Annotated in this window: 14 protein-coding genes and 1 tRNA gene; 7 read left to right on the top strand and 8 right to left on the bottom strand. The window is 59.0% G+C overall.

Features of this window, described 5'->3' with window-relative positions:
* The first annotated feature begins 30 nt into the window (after positions 1-30).
* The 3 genes from HMPREF3053_RS07215 (at position 31) to HMPREF3053_RS07205 (ending at position 3,339) form a co-directional block, all read left to right on the top strand.
* On the top strand, positions 31-966 hold the full coding sequence (locus HMPREF3053_RS07215; RefSeq protein ID WP_016422785.1) for an aldo/keto reductase: 936 nt from the start codon (positions 31-33) through the stop codon (positions 964-966).
* A 108-nt stretch (positions 967-1,074) separates the two neighbouring features.
* Positions 1,075-2,238, top strand: a complete 1,164-nt coding sequence (locus HMPREF3053_RS07210) for a hypothetical protein (RefSeq protein WP_187401166.1) — start codon at positions 1,075-1,077, stop codon at positions 2,236-2,238.
* Positions 2,239-3,339: a quinone-dependent dihydroorotate dehydrogenase gene (locus tag HMPREF3053_RS07205; protein WP_016422783.1), complete on the top strand. Its 1,101-nt coding sequence runs from the start codon at positions 2,239-2,241 to the stop codon at positions 3,337-3,339.
* 141 nt (positions 3,340-3,480) lie between these two features.
* On the opposite strand, the gene HMPREF3053_RS07200 is transcribed toward HMPREF3053_RS07205, so the two are convergent.
* Positions 3,481-4,053: a YbhB/YbcL family Raf kinase inhibitor-like protein gene (locus tag HMPREF3053_RS07200; RefSeq protein WP_070767485.1), complete on the bottom strand. Its 573-nt coding sequence runs from the start codon at positions 4,051-4,053 to the stop codon at positions 3,481-3,483.
* Between the two features lie 226 nt (positions 4,054-4,279).
* Here HMPREF3053_RS07200 and HMPREF3053_RS07195 point away from each other — a divergent pair.
* Positions 4,280-4,365 (top strand) — tRNA-Leu (locus tag HMPREF3053_RS07195).
* A gap of 77 nt (positions 4,366-4,442) precedes the next feature.
* Here the strand turns inward: HMPREF3053_RS07195 and cls are convergent.
* Positions 4,443-5,936: a cardiolipin synthase gene (cls, locus tag HMPREF3053_RS07190; RefSeq protein ID WP_070767484.1), complete on the bottom strand. Its 1,494-nt coding sequence runs from the start codon at positions 5,934-5,936 to the stop codon at positions 4,443-4,445.
* A gap of 187 nt (positions 5,937-6,123) precedes the next feature.
* On the opposite strand from cls, the gene HMPREF3053_RS07185 reads away from it, so the two are divergent.
* The gene (locus HMPREF3053_RS07185; RefSeq protein ID WP_016422780.1) at positions 6,124-6,456 is read left to right on the top strand and encodes an ArsR/SmtB family transcription factor; all 333 of its coding nucleotides are present in this window, start codon (positions 6,124-6,126) and stop codon (positions 6,454-6,456) included.
* Positions 6,457-6,515: 59 nt separating this feature from the next.
* On the opposite strand, the gene meaB is transcribed toward HMPREF3053_RS07185, so the two are convergent.
* The 3 genes from meaB to HMPREF3053_RS07170 form a co-directional block, all read right to left on the bottom strand.
* On the bottom strand, positions 6,516-7,628 hold the full coding sequence (meaB, locus tag HMPREF3053_RS07180; protein WP_049193502.1) for a methylmalonyl Co-A mutase-associated GTPase MeaB: 1,113 nt from the start codon (positions 7,626-7,628) through the stop codon (positions 6,516-6,518).
* Between the two features lie 66 nt (positions 7,629-7,694).
* The gene (gene scpA, locus HMPREF3053_RS07175; protein WP_005510731.1) at positions 7,695-9,914 is read right to left on the bottom strand and encodes a methylmalonyl-CoA mutase; all 2,220 of its coding nucleotides are present in this window, start codon (positions 9,912-9,914) and stop codon (positions 7,695-7,697) included.
* Between the two features lie 8 nt (positions 9,915-9,922).
* A complete protein-coding gene (locus HMPREF3053_RS07170) occupies positions 9,923-11,815 on the bottom strand; it encodes a methylmalonyl-CoA mutase family protein (RefSeq protein WP_048734125.1) in 1,893 nt (630 codons plus the stop codon).
* Between the two features lie 386 nt (positions 11,816-12,201).
* Here HMPREF3053_RS07170 and HMPREF3053_RS07165 point away from each other — a divergent pair, with 386 nt between their 5' ends.
* Positions 12,202-12,873, top strand: a complete 672-nt coding sequence (locus HMPREF3053_RS07165) for a TVP38/TMEM64 family protein (RefSeq protein ID WP_070767483.1) — start codon at positions 12,202-12,204, stop codon at positions 12,871-12,873.
* A 127-nt stretch (positions 12,874-13,000) separates the two neighbouring features.
* Positions 13,001-13,573, top strand: coding sequence for a DNA-binding protein (locus tag HMPREF3053_RS07160; protein WP_070767482.1), 573 nt, complete (start codon positions 13,001-13,003; stop codon positions 13,571-13,573).
* Positions 13,574-13,577: 4 nt separating this feature from the next.
* On the opposite strand, the gene HMPREF3053_RS07155 is transcribed toward HMPREF3053_RS07160, so the two are convergent.
* The 3 genes from HMPREF3053_RS07155 to HMPREF3053_RS07145 all read right to left on the bottom strand — a co-directional run bounded on the left by HMPREF3053_RS07155 (position 13,578) and on the right by HMPREF3053_RS07145 (position 16,422).
* On the bottom strand, positions 13,578-14,978 hold the full coding sequence (locus HMPREF3053_RS07155; RefSeq protein WP_070767481.1) for an SPFH domain-containing protein: 1,401 nt from the start codon (positions 14,976-14,978) through the stop codon (positions 13,578-13,580).
* 91 nt (positions 14,979-15,069) lie between these two features.
* Positions 15,070-15,507, bottom strand: coding sequence for an NfeD family protein (locus HMPREF3053_RS07150; protein ID WP_070767480.1), 438 nt, complete (start codon positions 15,505-15,507; stop codon positions 15,070-15,072).
* 60 nt (positions 15,508-15,567) lie between these two features.
* Positions 15,568-16,422 carry a DUF3097 domain-containing protein gene (locus tag HMPREF3053_RS07145; protein ID WP_048734135.1) on the bottom strand — a complete coding sequence of 285 codons (855 nt, stop codon included), beginning with the start codon at positions 16,420-16,422 and terminating at the stop codon, positions 15,568-15,570.
* Between the last annotated feature and the right edge of the window lie 27 nt (positions 16,423-16,449).

The raw sequence follows: 16,449 nt of genomic DNA, 5'->3' as shown, positions 1-16,449 counted from the left end.
ACCGCACACGGGTGTCCTAAAGTAAAAATCGTGCAACAACGAATTCTGGGCAACAGCGGTTTACGCGTCTCCGCCTTGGGGCTGGGTACGGCCACCTGGGGTGCGGGTACCAGGCAAGACGAAGCCGGACGCATCCTGACGGACTTCCTCGACGCCGGAGGCAACCTTGTCGACGCTTCCCCACTCCACGGCGGCGACACTGTTGCCGACATGCTGGGTGCAGTCATCGCAAAGCGCGGTGTCGCCGACGAATTGGTGCTCTCGGTCGCATCTGGCATACACCCCGAGCGGCCCGTCGGCAGGCGCGTGGACTGCTCGCGTAAGACACTGCAAAAGGACCTCGACGATACGCTCGCACGCCTCGGCGTCGAACACATTGATCTGTGGTCGCCCGGCTACTGGGATGGGCTGACCCCACCGGAAGAGGTCGCCGATACCCTGGAATGGGCTGTGCTCACGGGGAAAGTACGTTACGCCGGAGTGCGTGGATACAGCGGTTGGCAGGCGGCGGTGACGCATGCCGCCGCGGATCGAATCGCTCCGGTGTTCGCACAGCATGAGTACTCGCTGCTCCAGCGAAGCCCTGAGGCTGAACTACTGCCCGCCTGTGAGCATTTGGGGCTCGGCTTTATCGGTGGCGCCCCACTGGCCCAAGGCGTTTTGACCGCCAAATACCAGCACATCATTCCCGAGGACTCCCGCGCTGCTTCCGAACACGCGGACGCAGAGGTACAGGACTACCTCGACACACGCGGCGTCACGGTCGCAGGTGCTCTGACCACCGCAGCCAAGGGGCTCGGCGTCAGTGCTGCCGTCGCAGCGATTTCCTGGGCACGCGATCGGCCGGGCGTCACCTCGATCCTCGTTGGCGCTCGAGACCGCGCTCAGCTACGCGAAAACCTCACCGCCGAACAACTCACGCTGCCACCGCAGATTTGCAACGCGCTTGACGACGTCACGCTGTAATCAGTAACCGCATTCTTATAAAGACTTATAAGGCACAACGAATGCGAGAGCCTCCCACGGCTGGAGGCGTCCACAAAGTAATCAGGCCGGGGTGGTAGTTTCTATAGCGTGAGTGAAAACAGTCGTCGACGTGTCATAACCTCCCTTCTAGCGGGGCTTTCCGCTAGCGCAGTGGTCCTGGCAGGGTGCTCCTCCGATGTGGAAGGAGACATCGATGCCGGAATGGGCAACGCCACGCCAGTGCCGGCCGCTTCACCCGCTGCTCCCGATACTGCTATCGGTAGAGCCAAGAAGATTGATGAGGACGTTACCGATGCCGTGTTGGTCGGCGACCGAGTTGTCCTGAAGGCCGGGGACAAGATCTTTGCCGGTCCGCTGAATAACCCAATTGAGCGATCAATGAAGCTGGACGCGAAGTGTGGTGAGCTCGCGCCGGGCGGCCCTAACGCTCTGCTGCCGTGTGAAGATGGCATCCACGTCATTACTGACCAGGCTACGGAAACGGCCGTTGTCGGCCGTGGCACCAACTACTCCGCCGCAGTTGGCCTGGAAGGCGGTCGCATCATCGGTGCCCATGCGGATAGCAATGTCGTCGATGTGTTCGGCGCTGATGGCGAGTTGGCCAGTGATTTCAAGGCTGCCAATAACGGTTCGCAGCTCGTTGAGATTCCCAAAGCGGACAATGACGCGGACGTCAAGCTGTTAGAGGTCAACCGTCCGGAGACTTCGGTGCATGAGCTCAAGCTCGATGAGTCTCGCGCTGGCTCTGCGCTGCGTGCGGGCATCGGCGTCGGCAAGGTAGCTTCCGGTGATCATGTCATTGCTGCCGCAGACACCAAGGGCAACCAGCTTCTTATTTACACTGCCACTGACGTCATTCGCCTCCACCAGGCAGCTCCGGCCCCGGAGGCTCCGTGGGCGGTAGCGGTCGATGAATCGCGCGGAATTGTCTGGGTGACTTCGACGAAGGTGAACAAGCTCACGGGCTACGACATCAGCTCGGGTACCCCAGTCAAGGTCGCGGACATCAACACGGTTGCAGATCCACAGTCGATTGTTGCCACCGAGGATGGCCAGATTGGCGTCTTCTCGGCTACCGGTGACGGGGCCCAGATTTTTGACTCCGCGGACGTCGATAAGGCAATTGCTGATTTCAAGCAGGATGCAGAGAAGATTCGTGAGGAGATGTCGGTTCGGGAACCAGCCGATAAACTACCGACCGGTGCAGGTGACACCAAGGGAGCAGACGACTCCGAGGGAGAGACTAAGTAGATGCCTTCGAAACTTCGCGCCAAGTCCTATCAACTCGCGCTAAAGGCAATGTTCCAGGTCCCACCGGAGCAGATTCACGAGGCCATCTCGAAGACCCTGAAGGGGCTGCAGAAGTCGGAGAGTCTACAGCGGGCGGTGAGCAAGTTACTCGTTGTTGACGATGCTGTGCTGCGTCAAACCGTGTTCGGTGTGGACTTCCCGCGTCCGCTGGGGCTCGCCGCGGGCTTCGACAAGGCTGCTATTGCCCCGGATTGCTGGGGGCCAATTGGTTTTGGCTACGCGGAACTGGGAACCGTGACTGCCAAGCCGCAGCCGGGCAATGATCGCCCGCGTCTGTTCCGTCTGAAGGAAGATCGCGCCATTTTGAACCGTATGGGTTTCAACAACCCCGGCGCCGCTGCTGTAGCGGAGAACTTGCGGGCGCGTCGCAGTGACGACGTGATTGGTATCAACATTGGTAAGACCAAGGTGACTCCGCTGGAAGAGGCCGTCGATGACTATCGAGAATCGGCTAGCCAGCTCGGCGGCTTGGCGGACTACGTTGTTGTTAACGTCTCCTCACCGAACACGCCGGGTCTGCGCGACCTTCAGGCGGTGGAGTCACTGCGCCCGATTCTGGCAGCGGTGACTGAGGAGACCGACTCGCCGGTGCTGGTCAAGATTGCTCCTGATCTCTCCGACGATGATGTCATCGCAGTTGCTGACCTGGCTGTTGACCTGGGGCTGGCAGGCATTGTGGCTACCAACACCACCATTTCTCGTGAGGGTCTGCGTACGCCCGCGGATGAGGTCGCGGAGATGGGGGCCGGTGGAGTCTCGGGTGCTCCTGTGGCAGCTCGGTCACTAGAGGTGCTGAAGCTGCTGCACGAGCGCGTCGGAGACAAACTAGTTCTCATCAGCGTCGGCGGCATTGAAACTGCTGAGCAGGCGTGGGAGCGGATTGCCAACGGCGCATCCCTACTGCAGGGCTACACACCGTTGATTTATGGCGGTCCAGACTGGATTCGTGACATCCACCAAGGGTTGGCTCGCCAGATTCGAGCTCAGGGCTTCTATTCCATTTCGGAGGCTGTCGGCTGTGGTCTGCCGTGGCGTGGTTAACTGCTGAAAGCGGTTGAGGCTTCCTAACCCAAAAATAAACACGTGACCCCGGGTCCTGCGGCCATGAAGGCGCTGGCCCCGGGGTTTTCTGTATGAGTAGCGTGCCCGGTCGGTTGAGTTGCCCGTGTGGGCGCCGTATCCCTACTCCCCGACGTTCTCCCACCACGGCGTGATAATGGCACGCGCAATCGAGTGGAAGTACAGGTTGAAGCCAAGCACGGTCGGCGTCGCATCTTCCGGAACTTCAAGCTTCTCCACGTCGACCGCGTGCACCGCATACATGTAACGGTGTGGGGCATGCTGCGCTGGTGGGTTAGCTCCGTAGTGACCACGCATGCCCGAGTCGCCGACAAGCTGGATAGCGCCTTCTGGCAGCTTAGAGCCGTCTTCGGAGCCAGCTCCCTGTGGCAGACCCTTTTCGGTCGCTGGAATGTTGAAGACAGCCCAGTGCCAGAAGCCCGAAGCGGTCGGAGCATCCGGATCGAAGCAGGTCACGGCAATGGATTTAGTGCCCTCCGGCAGATTTGCCCAATCCAGTTGTGGGGAAACATTCGACGGAGCGCGGAATTCATCTGCAATCTTCACGCCGTCCTTGATATCTGGCGAGGACAGCTCGAAGGTTGGCAAATCCTTCAGCGGTGCGTACGGATCTGGGCCCGGGAAAACCGGAGCATTTGCAGTGTCGTTTGCGGTGTCGTTGGAATTCGTAGTCATAACTACCAGTTTGCCTACTTTATGAGCGCGCTGCAGGGACTTCACAAGACTCCCTATCTGCAGGGCCTGATTCTCAGTGCGAATCCAAGGCGGATGCGGGGCTAACACCGCTGATGTAATTACACCCAGGTTTGGCGCGCTAATGCCCCGCTGACCTGCCAATTTGTGTTTCATTATGTAGTCGGGATACAGTATCACAGGTCAGCACGGAAGTGCTTCCTACCCGGTCCGGGTGGCGGAATGGCAGACGCGCTAGCTTGAGGTGCTAGTGCCCTATTAACGGGCGTGGGGGTTCAAGTCCCCCTCCGGACACAAGATAAATCCCGAGAAACTGCAATTAGTGCAGCTCTCGGGATTTTTGCTTTGTCTGTCGGACCAATGGGACTGCCCTATTGCAGCGCCGAGGTCAAGCGGAAAACAGAGTCCAGGTAGCGCTGGCGAAGGGGCCTGTCATTCCATTCCTCCTGGGTGAGCAGGAAAGATTTGTCGCGGTACTCGTCGGCAAGCGTGATCAGTTTGTCCACGATGGAACCGGCGGCGGAAAGAAGCGTGATCTCGTAGTTGAGGCCGAACGAGCGCATATCCAGATTGGAGGAGCCGAACATGGCCATGCGGTCGTCGATAACCATGAACTTGGAGTGCAGGACCGCAGGTGCCGGATAGCGGTAAATCTTCACACCAGCGGTTAGCAGTGCCTGGTAGTAGGACTGCTGCGCGTGGCCGACCATGAACTGATCGGACTCTTCGTTGACGTAGAGTTGGACGTCGATGCCTCCATATGCGGCGGAGGTCAGCGCCATGAGCATGGATTCGTCGGGGACGAAGTACGGGCTGACGGCGATGATCCGCTTGTGCGCCTGGTAGATCATGTTATTGAAGACGCGCAGGTTCGGCTCCGTGCTGAAGCCCGGGCCCGACGGCAGCACCTGGACAACGTTGTAGTTGTCGTTGACTTCGGTGTTGTGGAGTGAATAGTCCCTGGTGGCGTCTGGGGTCTTGTATAGCTCGCTGGTCCAATCAACCGCGAAAATTGCGTCGAAGGCCAGCGCAATATCGCCCTCGAGCTCAATCCACGTGTCCACCCAGCGACGGCCGATCTTATGGTTCTTTTTCTTCTGATATTCGGGCTCAATCAAATTCTGCGAGCCCATGAATACAATGTCGCCGTCAACAACTACGAGCTTGCGGTGATTACGCAGATCCAGGCGGCGCCAGGTGAGCTTCAGCAAGCTCACGGGCAGCATCGGGTGCCAGGAGATTTTAGCCTGGTCCAGGCGCCTTTTCAGCTTGTAGTAGCCGGGGTACTTCCACGAACCAATTGGATCGACCAGTACCTTGACCTCTAGTCCCCTGTCGTGCGCGCGTTCAAGAGCCTGTATGAAAGGCTCCGTGCTGGAATCCAGTGCAAAGATGTAGGACTGCACGTGGATTGATTTCTGGGCCGCATCGATGGTCTCAATCATGCGGTCAATGGAGGCGTCGAATTCGGTGAAAAGTCCCTTTTCCGCGCTGGCAATTGCCGGCATTCCCGTGAGCTGGCGCGAGAGCTTGAATACGTTGACAACGTCATCTTCTATCTCGGCATCGTCCGGTACGTCGGGCAGATGCTCGGTACGTTCCGCAATGAGCTCCTGTGCCAGTGCCTGTACCTCATGCCGACGGCCCGTAATCTGCTGCGAGCCCAGGAAGAGGAACAGAGGTAGGCCGATAAATGGAATCAGCAGAATCAGCAGCAGCCACGCCGTCGAAGCCGATGGGCTTCGGTTTTCCGGTACCCATCCAATCGCGATGAACTTAATCGTGTAGTCGAGTGCGAAAAACAGTACTTGCCACCACGTTAAGTCCTCCACCAGCCACGGGAAGGTACCCATCAACCAATCCATGCAGATGATATTACTGAAGGATTTTTCAGTACCTTTGGTCGCTGCCCCTTAGGTGCACTCTCCTTTTTTCGTGACAGCCTAATGTGACATCTGAAATTGAATACTGGTATCAATACGTAGTAATGTTCAACTTATTGAACATAGTAAGCGTTTGGCATGTCGACTTCGAAAGGACTAACCCCTCCAAATGACTGAGAAGGCTCCTACGAGCACCGAGCTCGACGTTGCCACTAGCGTACTGAAGTTGATGGCAGACAAGACGCGTCTCTCCATCCTGTCGCTCCTTCGTGACGGGGAGATGACCGTCACCGCGATCGCTAGTACGCTCGATCGCCCCGTCCCCGCGATTTCTCAGCACCTGGCGAAGTTGCGCATGGCCAATATGGTGCAGACCCGCAAGGAGGGCACGTCTAGCTTCTACTCTCAGCCCGACGAGCACCTCACCAACCTCGTGGTCAACGCTCTCCACTTCGCCGAACACACGCTCTACAGCGATCCGCCCCATCACCGCGGTCAGTAGGCGCACACGGATACGCTCGCTTTACTCGCTTTACGACGAAACCCCGCGCCCTTCAGAACCTAGTTGGCGAGCCCGGGGTTCGATGCCCTTCCCTGGTCAAATGCCTCCATGATGCGCTGGGCGGCGAGCGTCGGTGTCAGCTGCCCCGAGCGGAGTTGTTTTTCCACCAGGGTGCTCTCTGTCTGCACAGCCTCATTGGTGTTGAGCCGCTGCAAGAGCGTTTCGTGCACCATGGACCACATCCACTTAATCTGCTGGTTAGCGCGGTTTTCATCAAAGAGATGATTCTCGTGCATAGCCGCGACATGGTCCTCGATGGCCTGCCAGAACTTGTCGATGCCGTCGTCCTCCAATGCCGACATAGTCAGTACCGGTGGCGTCCAGACTTGGTCTGAGGAGCGAACCATCTTCATGGCCGTCATCAGATCACGCGCAGCGCGCTTTGCCGGACGCAAGTTCTTACCATCCGCCTTGTTGATAGAAATCACGTCGGCCATCTCCAGCACACCCTTCTTGATGCCCTGGAGTTGGTCACCGGCGCCGGCGAGTGCCAGAAACGCAAACGTATCCACCATCTGGGCCACCGCGACCTCGGACTGGCCGACGCCGACAGTTTCGACGATGACAATGTCGTAGCCTGCGGCCTCGAGCACCACCATGGCCTCACGCGTTGCCTTGGCGACACCACCGAGCGTGCCCGCAGAGGGCGACGGACGGATGAAGGCCTCATCCGCGGCCGAGAGCCGGGACATACGGGTCTTGTCGCCCAGAATCGAGCCACCGGACTTCGTCGACGACGGGTCGATGGCCAGCACCGCAACGCGGTGGCCTTCCTCGATCAGCTTTAGCCCGAGGGTTTCAATCGTGGTTGATTTACCGACGCCGGGGACGCCGGTAAGTCCGACGCGCATGGCCTTGCCGGAAAATGGCAGCAACTTCACCAGTAGTTCCTGAGCCAGCACCTTATGCGCTGGAGCAGTCGACTCCAGCAGCGTGATTGCCCGAGCCAACTTAGTGCGGTTTCCAGCCCGCACGCCCTCAAAGAGGTCGTCGACATCAATCCGTCGTCGCGCACGGCGGACGACTTCGGGGGCTACAGCGGTCTTTCCCTCAACGACCGTGCCAGCGGTAGTGACGAGGGTGCCCAGGTTTTCTTCAAGATACTCGTTCATCGCTACTTCTCAATTCCGACAACGCGCTGAGCTGAACAGTCAGCCCAGCGCGGATGCGGTAGTTATTTAGGACTCTTCGTCAACGGCAAGGTCGAGGCCCAGCTCGTTAGAGAGCTTGGTCATCATGTCGATTGCCGAATCAGCGATGACAGTGCCCGGCGGGTAAATAGCCGCGGCGCCGGCATCGTAGAGTTCCTGGAAGTCGCCCGGTGGGATAACACCACCGACAACAATCATGATGTCCTCACGACCCAGTTTTGCCAGCTCATCGCGCAGGGCAGGAACGAGCGTCAGGTGTCCGGCGGCCAGCGAAGAAACACCGACGACGTGGACATCCGAGTCGACTGCCGACTTGGCGGCCTCCTCCGGAGTTTGGAACAGCGGTCCCACGTCAACGTCCATGCCGAGGTCCGCGTAGGCGGACGCGATGACCTTCTGGCCACGGTCGTGACCATCCTGGCCCATCTTGGCCAGGAAGATACGGGGACGGCGACCTTCCTGCTCTTCGAACTTATCGGCCATGGCGATGGCCTTGGAGACGTTGGACACGGCTCCCTCCTTGCCAACTTCGTCCTTGTAGACGCCGGAGAGAGTACGGATCTCGGCCTGATGGCGGCCAAAGACCTCTTCCATGGCGTCGGAGATTTCACCGATGGAGGCCATGGCGCGAGCACAGTCGACAGCGAGCTTCAAAAGGTTCTTGTCCAGGTCCCCCGGTTCACCCGGGTTACGGCAAGCGTCGGTCAGAGCGGCCAGTGCCTTCTGAACCTCTTCCTCGTCGCGCTCGGCGCGCAGGCGAGCCAGCTTGTCAATCTGCTCCTGGCGCACGCGGGAGTTCTCAACCTTGAGAACCTCGATGGCCTCGTCCTCTTCGACCTGGTACTTATTCACGCCGATGAGAGCCTGACGACCCGAGTCAATACGGGCCTGCGTACGAGCTGCAGCCTCTTCAATACGCAGCTTCGGAATGCCCTCGATGGTGGCCTGTGCCATACCGCCGGCCTCTTCGACCTCGTCGATGTGCTGGCGTGCACGCTTGACCAGCTCATTAGTCAGCCACTCGATGTAGTAGGAACCAGCCCACGGATCAACCGGACGCGTGGTGTTGGACTCCTGCTGAAGCAGCAGCTGAGTGTTACGAGCAATACGGGCTGAGAAGTCAGTCGGCAGTGCCAGAGCCTCGTCCAGTGCGTTGGTGTGCAGCGACTGGGTGTGGCCCTGTGTTGCGGCCATAGCCTCAACAGCAGTACGCGCGACGTTGTTGTAGACATCCTGAGCGGTCAGCGACCAACCAGAGGTCTGCGAGTGAGTACGCAGGGACTGGGACTTCGGGTTCTTCGGGCCAAACTTGCCAACCAGCTCGGACCAGAGGATGCGGCCTGCACGCAGCTTGGCGATCTCGGTGAAGGTGTTCATCGAGATGCCCCAGAAGAAGGACAGACGCGGAGCGAACTTATCAACTTCCAGGCCAGCGTCAATACCGGCCCGCAGGTACTCGATGCCGTCGGCAAGCGTGTAAGCGAGCTCAAGGTCGGCCGTCGCGCCCGCTTCCTGAATGTGGTAGCCGGAAATCGAAATCGAGTTGAACTTCGGCATCTTTGCCGAGGTGTACTCGAAGATCGAGGAGATGATTCGCATCGAAGGCTTCGGCGGGTAGATGTACGTGTTACGAACCATGAACTCCTTGAGAATGTCGTTCTGGATCGTACCGCGCAGCTGCTCGGTCGAAACGCCCTGCTCTTCAGCGGTGACAATGTAGAAGGCCAGAATCGGCAGCACAGCGCCGTTCATGGTCATAGACACCGAGACGCCGCCCAGGTCAATGCCCTGGAAGAGCTCACGCATGTCGTAAATCGAGTCAATTGCCACGCCGGCCATACCGACGTCGCCGGACACACGCGGGTTGTCCGAGTCGTAGCCACGGTGGGTAGCCAGGTCGAAAGCGACCGAAAGGCCCTTCTGGCCGGCCGCGAGGTTGCGGCGGTAGAAGGCATTGGACTCAGCTGCGGTGGAGAAGCCAGCGTACTGGCGAATAGTCCACGGTTGGTTGGTGTACATGGTCGGGTACGGCCCGCGCATGAATGGGGCGATACCCGGGAAAGAATCTACCGGGTGGCCCTCGGCAGCAGCGGCGTCGCGGTCAGCGCGATCGTAGACGCGCTTGACATCGATGCCCTCTGGAATGGTCCACACTTCACCAGCTTCCGCGGCAGCTGCCTTGTTGGTGGCAGCGGCTGCGTCGTCGGTGTTGCGGGAGATGTCAGCGAAATTTGGGATGGTGGTCATTACTTCCTTCACGCTCCCAGTTCGTTCAGCAGTCGGGACAGCTCCGCGACAGCATCGATGGTCATGTTCAGGTATCCGTCGGGGCGAGCGTCCTCAGCGGCATTGGCGAAGCTCTTCTCGGAGCCGGCCACCAAGACCTCCTTAGCGCCGGCGGCGCGGGCGGCCTTGACAGCGTCCTGGCCCGAGGCCTCGTACTCGCTGTCGGCTGCGCACAGCACGACAATCGGAGAGGCCTTCACTGCCTCTTCGAAACCTGCCTCGCCCGGCACAACCTGGCCGGGGTTGGCGACGGCGATACCGCCGGAAGCCAGCAGGTTGGAGGTAAAACCAGTGCGGATGTTGTGCTTGGCCAGCGGACCCAGCGGCAGCATGGCAATCAGCGGACGGTTGCCCTTTTCAGCCAGGAAGTCATCGGAGCGGTTGCGCAGCGCCTCGAAGTCGCTGGCCCAACGGCGAATCGGGTCGCCCTCCGGGCGGGCCTCAGGAGCCAGTGGGGCCTCAGCCAGGTTCGGGAACTCGTTGATGGCGGTGACCTTGGTGCGGCGGTGTGCGATGTCGGCGCGGCGCTTTTCCCAGGTAGCGTCCAGGGCGGCGCGAATATCGGCCTCCGCGGAGGCGAAACCGCCGCCGGCCTCAGTGCCGGTAAAGATCTCCCATGCCTTGTCGGCCATTTCTTCGGTCAGGTCTTCGACGAAGTAGGAGCCACCTGCTGGGTCGGCGACGTAACCAAGGTGAGACTCTTCCAGCAGCAACAGATTGGTGTTGCGAGCGATGCGAGCCTTGAAAGTCTTGGAGACGTTCGGCATGCCGCCGACAACTGCGTAATCAAACGGCAGAACCTCAACTGAGGAGGCACCGCCGACACCTGCGGCGAAGGAGGCGACAGTCACACGCAGCATGTTGACCCACGGATCGCGCTGGCTGAACATGACCGGGGCTGTCACGGCGTGCATCGGAGCGCGGCCAGCTTCAGGGGCGCCGATAACCTCAGCAACGCGGGCCCAGAGAACGCGAGCGGCGCGGAACTTCGCAATGGTGTCGAACTGGTCGTCGGTAGCGGCAAAGCGGAAAGCGATCTGGCCGAGGGCTTCTTCAGCGCTCAAGCCCGCGTCGGTCAGCGCACGCAAGTAGGCGACACCAACGGCGAGACTGTAGCCAATCTCCTGGATGTTGTTTGCACCCAGGTTGGAGAAAACAACGCCGTCGACAAGCAGGGCACGGACGTCGCCCGGCTGCTTAGCCGCCTTGACGGCCAGCTGCGTGGCCTCGTCGAGAGAAATATCGTCAATACCGGCAAAAGCGGAGGTCAGCGGAGCCGCGGAAAGCTCGACTGCGACGGCGTCCGGATTAGTCGGGTTTGCCTGCTCGATGTAGGACGTCAGTGCTTCCGCAACCTGCGCAGTCTTCTTACCGGCATGCACGGCAATCGGAGCAAGGTCGACGTAGACGTTGTTGAGCAGAGCCGGCACATCAGCGGCTTCGAGGGAGCCGGTGAAGTCCAGGCGGATGTCCGTGGTGCCGTTTTCCAGTGCAGTCAGCAGAGTCTCGTTGACGGCCTTTGGGTCAAGTGCATCCTCACCTGGGTACTGGCGACCGAAGGTTTCCCGAACGCCCCAACCGTTGGTGTTGTCCGAAGTGACCTTTGCGCCACGGACGAATGGGAACTGGCCCGGAGCTGGGCTTTCCGCGAGCTCGTCCGCGCGGGTGTAGAGCGGGCGAACATCGACACCGTCATAGGTGGTCTGAATCAGTCGTTTCCAAATATCGAGCGGTACATCTGCAACGTCTTGCTTGTGCACCCGCGCGAATACCTTGGCCACGCCCTGATACCAGGAATTCTGCAATTCCTCGAAGTTTGGTGGCAGCGTGGAAGGTGATTCGGGGGTCGTTCGGTCAGTCACGACAGACCTTCTCCCTTACATGTTCTAAGCAACGCCTCTATCAATCCATAACCGAGGAAATTCGGCTGCGACAATTTCCGAATTCTCCGCGACGGAAAGGGATTTAAAGGCGTTGGCTTCCTCCAATAGTCAATAAGAGCCACTAGTCAGACGCTAAGACTCACCCGAGTGTCCATGCACTGAACTTTTCAGCTATTTGTGCAATACCCTTACGTTCGGTTTTGTGCTGACGGGCACGTCAAGTGCTCGAGCCAAGGCATAGTGACCTTGATTCCCATCCTAGTGAAATAATGGGCAAACGCCTTTAGCCGCTGACTAGCCCTCCTCGCAGAGCCTCCAACGCGCAGGTCACACGCTTCCCCGCAATCCCCGGTAACCTCAAATGGGTGAACGTATCCGATGTGCGAATTACCCCTACACTCAAAAAGGTTCTGCTGGTGCTAGCCGTAGGTGTGGGGGTCGTCGTCACTCTGTACGTCGATGTTCCCACCGTCGCTACCATCCGGCAGTGGTCCATCGATGCCGGTGACTGGTTTCCGCTCCTCTACTTCCTCGCATACGTTGCACTGACTCAGTTCCCAATCCCCCGCACCGTATTCACTTTGGCTTCCGGAATCCTCTTCGGGCCAGTGCTCGGTTTCCTGCTCGCAATTACTGCGACGACGGTTTCTGCCCTTCTCTCCCTCTGTATTGTGCGGTTTTTGGGACGCGATTGGTTTCGCACGCACCTGACCAACCGCCGTCTTCTCAGTCTCGACCATCGGTTGGAGCAACGCGGCTGGCTCACAGTGCTCAGCTTGCGCATGATTGCTGGCGTGCCATTTTCGTTTCTCAACTACGCCTGTGGGCTGTCGTCGATACGCATCGTGCCGTATATCATCGCCACCGCCCTAGGTTCGGCGCCGAACACACTCGCCGTCGTTCTGCTTGGCGACGCGCTGTTGGTCGGCTTCGACGTGCGCTTTGCGGTGGCCACGGGAATTCTGCTCGTGTTTGGCTTGCTGGGACTTCTTGCGGACGCCAAGTTCCCTGTCGTAACCGGTTCTTCGAAACGTTAAAACACCGCTTGGCGCTCTTGAGCTAGACGTGAGTTTTCGGCGAGTTGGTGTGGGGCGCCCGTGAGTGTGCGGAGGGAAGGAAAGTGTCTTAGCCCAACTGTCAAGGGGTGGGGCTAGACTAGAGCGTATGTACTCAGTCTTTGCCAGGTATCGCGGTCGATCTACTCGCAGGGCAGATCACGTTCAGGCCTCTGCGCAGGCACTTTCCGGCCTGGAAGGAGTAGGAATTGTCGAGGTTGCAGGTATCGAAGAGCTTCGCGCAGCTCCTGAAAATGCTGTGGGAGTCACCACGCTTGTGCTGGCGCTATTGGCCGCAGGTGACTGGGCGATAGGTATCGGTGTTTGTCCTCAGGACGACATTGAGCAAGCGCATCTGGCATCGAGCTCAGTCGTCGGTAAGGGAGGCAGGGCCGGCACGGTAAAAACCCGCATTCGGACTAACAATCCGCGTGGTAAGGATTACTCAGAGGATATTGGTGCAGCATTCACATTGCTGCACCACGTTATCTCTCGCAGGTCCCCCGAGGGGCGCGAGGCAACTGGTTTGGTTCGCGCTGGTTTTTCACAGGTAGAGGCCGCGGAAGAATTGGGAGTTTCAAAGCAGGCCGTCAATCAGCGCCTCGCAGCAGCTGGCTGGCAGGCGGAGCTGGCCGGATGGAACCTGGCCGTCCACCTGCTCCAGCGAGCTGATGAGTTATAAAAACTTACTGCCCATTTTCTGGGGCGTAAGGGTCACGTGACCATCCTGAAAAATCTGGACGATCGGTGGAGTGCGCACCGCCGCCTGCATTGGTATTGCCGGTGCCAGGAGCCGAGGGCAGGTCACGTTTGCCGGAAGGAACCGACGGCGCAGCCGGTGTGGCCGGCGCAGCGGGCGCAGCCGGTGTCGCAGGTTCAACCGCTGCCGGACCGTTCTGGCCACCCAACTGTTCAGGCTGAGCGGGCTGAGCCGAATCAGCGCGGCGATTCTTCTTCCTCTCAGGGGTATTACCAGCTGCTGCAGCCACCGGATCATCAACCGGGCGGTTAGCGACCTCGTTCGCCGCGGCAACTGCACGAGCCAACTCCGGGTTAGTCGACATGTCGAACCAGTTCTCGTCGCGGCCCAGCTCAGCCTCTTCCTTGGTCTCTCGGCTCACGGCCGGAGGCTCGTAGCGGAAGACACCGTCGGCATCCTTCTTGCCGAAAGCCCTAGCGAAGCTCTCGAGACTGTCGCCGAACTGCGACGGAATCATCCAAACAGTATTGCCGTCCTTATTTGCCAGCTCAGGCAGCTTCTCCAGGTATTGCCAGGCAAGAATCTCAGGTGTCAACTGTGAAGCCTTAACAGCTGCGTTGACCTTCTGGATAGCGCGAGCATTACCCTGTGCCTCAAGGTAGGTAGCGGCGCGAGTACCCTCAGCGCGCAGAATGGTTGCCTGACGCTCAGCTTCAGCAGCCAGAATTGCTGCGTGCTTGTTACCTTCGGCGGCGAGAATCTGTGCCTGCTTACGGCCCTCAGCAGTTTTAATATCGGCTTCGCGGGTACCTTCCGCAGTCAGAATCATGGCGCGCTTCTCGCGATCGGCCTTCATCTGCTTTTCCATCGACTGCTGAATCGACGGTGGCGGCTCAATGGCCTTCAGCTCCACACGAGCGATACGAAGACCCCACTTGGCAGTGGCCTCGTCCAGCTCGCCGCGGAGACGGCGGTTGATGTAGTCACGGGAAGTCAGTGTCTCTTCCAGTGTCAGGCCACCCACGACGTCGCGAAGCGTTGCGGTGGTGATCTGTTCGACACCGAAGATGTAGTCATCGATACCGTAAATTGCCCGATCCGGTTCATTGACCTGGAAGGTCACGACGGTATCGATAGCCACAGTCAGGTTGTCTTCGGTGATCACTGCCTGTGGCGGGAAGGTAACCATACGCTCACGGGTATCGACCTTCTCGCGCACTCGGTCAATGATCGGGATGATGAAGTTCAGGCCGCTATTCAGTGTCTGCGTGTATCGTCCCAGTCGCTCTACGATTGCCGCTTCACCCTGAGGGACCAGGACAATCGCTTTGAGAACCAAGGTAACAACCACGAGAATGAAAACGACGAGGATGATAAAGCCTTCCATGGGATTCCCTCGTAGCTAGAAACTGTGTGGTCAGTTATTTAATGGTCAGTAACTAAGAGTGCTCCGAGCGCCCTTTAAGTGAGTTGACTGCTCAGAGCAGCTTGTCCACTATTGCGGTATTGCCCGAAATCTCTACAATCGTGACTCTTTCCTTTGCATCGAAGGTCTGCGCAGTCAGAAGACTGCGCGCGCTCCACAACTCGCCATTGACTTTAATCAGACCCGCTGACGAGGAAACTGGCTCGATGACCTCAGCATGACGGCCCGCTAGCAGTTCTGGACGCGACTCCAGTTCAGCGGACTTGTCCGGTTTTGCCATCTTTTTGCGCAACACAGGGCGAACTGTCAGCACAAGTGCGGCGGATACAACGGCGAAGATGACCACTGACAGCCAAAGCGGCGCTCCAAGCTGGCTCGCACCGGACGCTGCCAGCGCACCACCTCCGAGCATTAACAGTGCTAAATCGCCGACCGCGAGTTCACCGAGAACCAATAGGAGGCTTGCTCCGAGCCAAAGGAGAGGAATCACGCCCTCACCCTACCTACTTTGCAGAACAAATGTGGGGCGAGTGGAGCCAGTATTCCGGGGTTAGTACTGCATATGTGGCTCAGTGACGAAGTCGACCAGGCGCTCAACTGCACCAATCAAATCAGACTCCAGATCACGGTAGGTGTGTACACCTGCGTAGACGCGTCGCCAGCCCTCCTTGGGGTCGTCTCCCCAGCCCAACCGACGGCAGATTCCTGTCTTCCAGTCCTCCCCGTAAGGAACTTCCGGCCATGCCTCGATGCCTACCGACGAGGGTTTGACCGCTTGCCAGACATCGATAAACGGGTGGCCTGTGACCATCACGTGCGGGCCGAGCTGCTGAGTCATGCGGCTTTCCTTACTGCCCTCCACCAAGTGGTCTGCCAGGACTCCGACGCGGCGCTTCGGACCCGGACCAAATTCGGCCAAGCGTTCTGGAAGGTTGTCCAAGCCCTCCAGATACTCGACGACTACGCCCTCAACACGCAGATCGTGGCCCCACACCTTCTCGACAATTGCCGCGTCATGAATACCCTCAACCCAGATACGGCTGGGGAGAGCAACCTTGGCCTTGACGTTGTGGACCTTGCGCGAGCCCGATGCCGACAGATCCTGCGAGGGCTTTTTCGGTTGTGCTTTCGGGCGCACCAGAGTCACAGGTTTGCCGTCGATGAGAAAACCGCGCTCGTGCATGGGAAACAGCCGAGACTTGCCGTGGCGGTCCTCCAGCCGGACGCACCAGCCGTCGAAAGTTTTCTCCAACCCGATAATTGCACCGACGAATCCGTCATAGGAAGCCTCGACGACAACACCATTTTCTGCTGTCACCTCGCGTGCCGGCTGTGGGATACGGCGGCGGTGGCCACGTGCGCCAGCGAACACGTCCTGATTGCGGTACGGGTCTTGAAAGCTCATGAGTACTGAGATTAACAGCATCGGTTA

Origin of the sequence: Corynebacterium sp. HMSC064E07, from assembly GCF_001815745.1 — a bacterium.
GTDB lineage: Bacteria > Actinomycetota > Actinomycetes > Mycobacteriales > Mycobacteriaceae > Corynebacterium > Corynebacterium jeikeium_D.
Note: the sequence above shows the minus strand (reverse complement) of the source record. Positions and strands in the feature narration are given on the sequence as shown.

What these genes read in the sequence shown, in the direction of transcription:
- HMPREF3053_RS07155 (WP_070767481.1), bottom strand. Translation starts at nt 14,978, where the DNA reads ATGGAAGGCTTTATCATCCTCGTCGTTTTCATTCTCGTGGTTGTTACC.
- HMPREF3053_RS07185 (WP_016422780.1), top strand. Translation starts at nt 6,124, where the DNA reads ATGACTGAGAAGGCTCCTACGAGCACCGAGCTCGACGTTGCCACTAGC.
- scpA (WP_005510731.1), bottom strand. Translation starts at nt 9,914, where the DNA reads ATGACCACCATCCCAAATTTCGCTGACATCTCCCGCAACACCGACGAC.
- meaB (WP_049193502.1), bottom strand. Translation starts at nt 7,628, where the DNA reads ATGAACGAGTATCTTGAAGAAAACCTGGGCACCCTCGTCACTACCGCT.
- HMPREF3053_RS07160 (WP_070767482.1), top strand. Translation starts at nt 13,001, where the DNA reads ATGTACTCAGTCTTTGCCAGGTATCGCGGTCGATCTACTCGCAGGGCA.
- HMPREF3053_RS07205 (WP_016422783.1), top strand. Translation starts at nt 2,239, where the DNA reads ATGCCTTCGAAACTTCGCGCCAAGTCCTATCAACTCGCGCTAAAGGCA.
- HMPREF3053_RS07200 (WP_070767485.1), bottom strand. Translation starts at nt 4,053, where the DNA reads ATGACTACGAATTCCAACGACACCGCAAACGACACTGCAAATGCTCCG.
- cls (WP_070767484.1), bottom strand. Translation starts at nt 5,936, where the DNA reads ATGGATTGGTTGATGGGTACCTTCCCGTGGCTGGTGGAGGACTTAACG.
- HMPREF3053_RS07145 (WP_048734135.1), bottom strand. Translation starts at nt 16,422, where the DNA reads ATGAGCTTTCAAGACCCGTACCGCAATCAGGACGTGTTCGCTGGCGCA.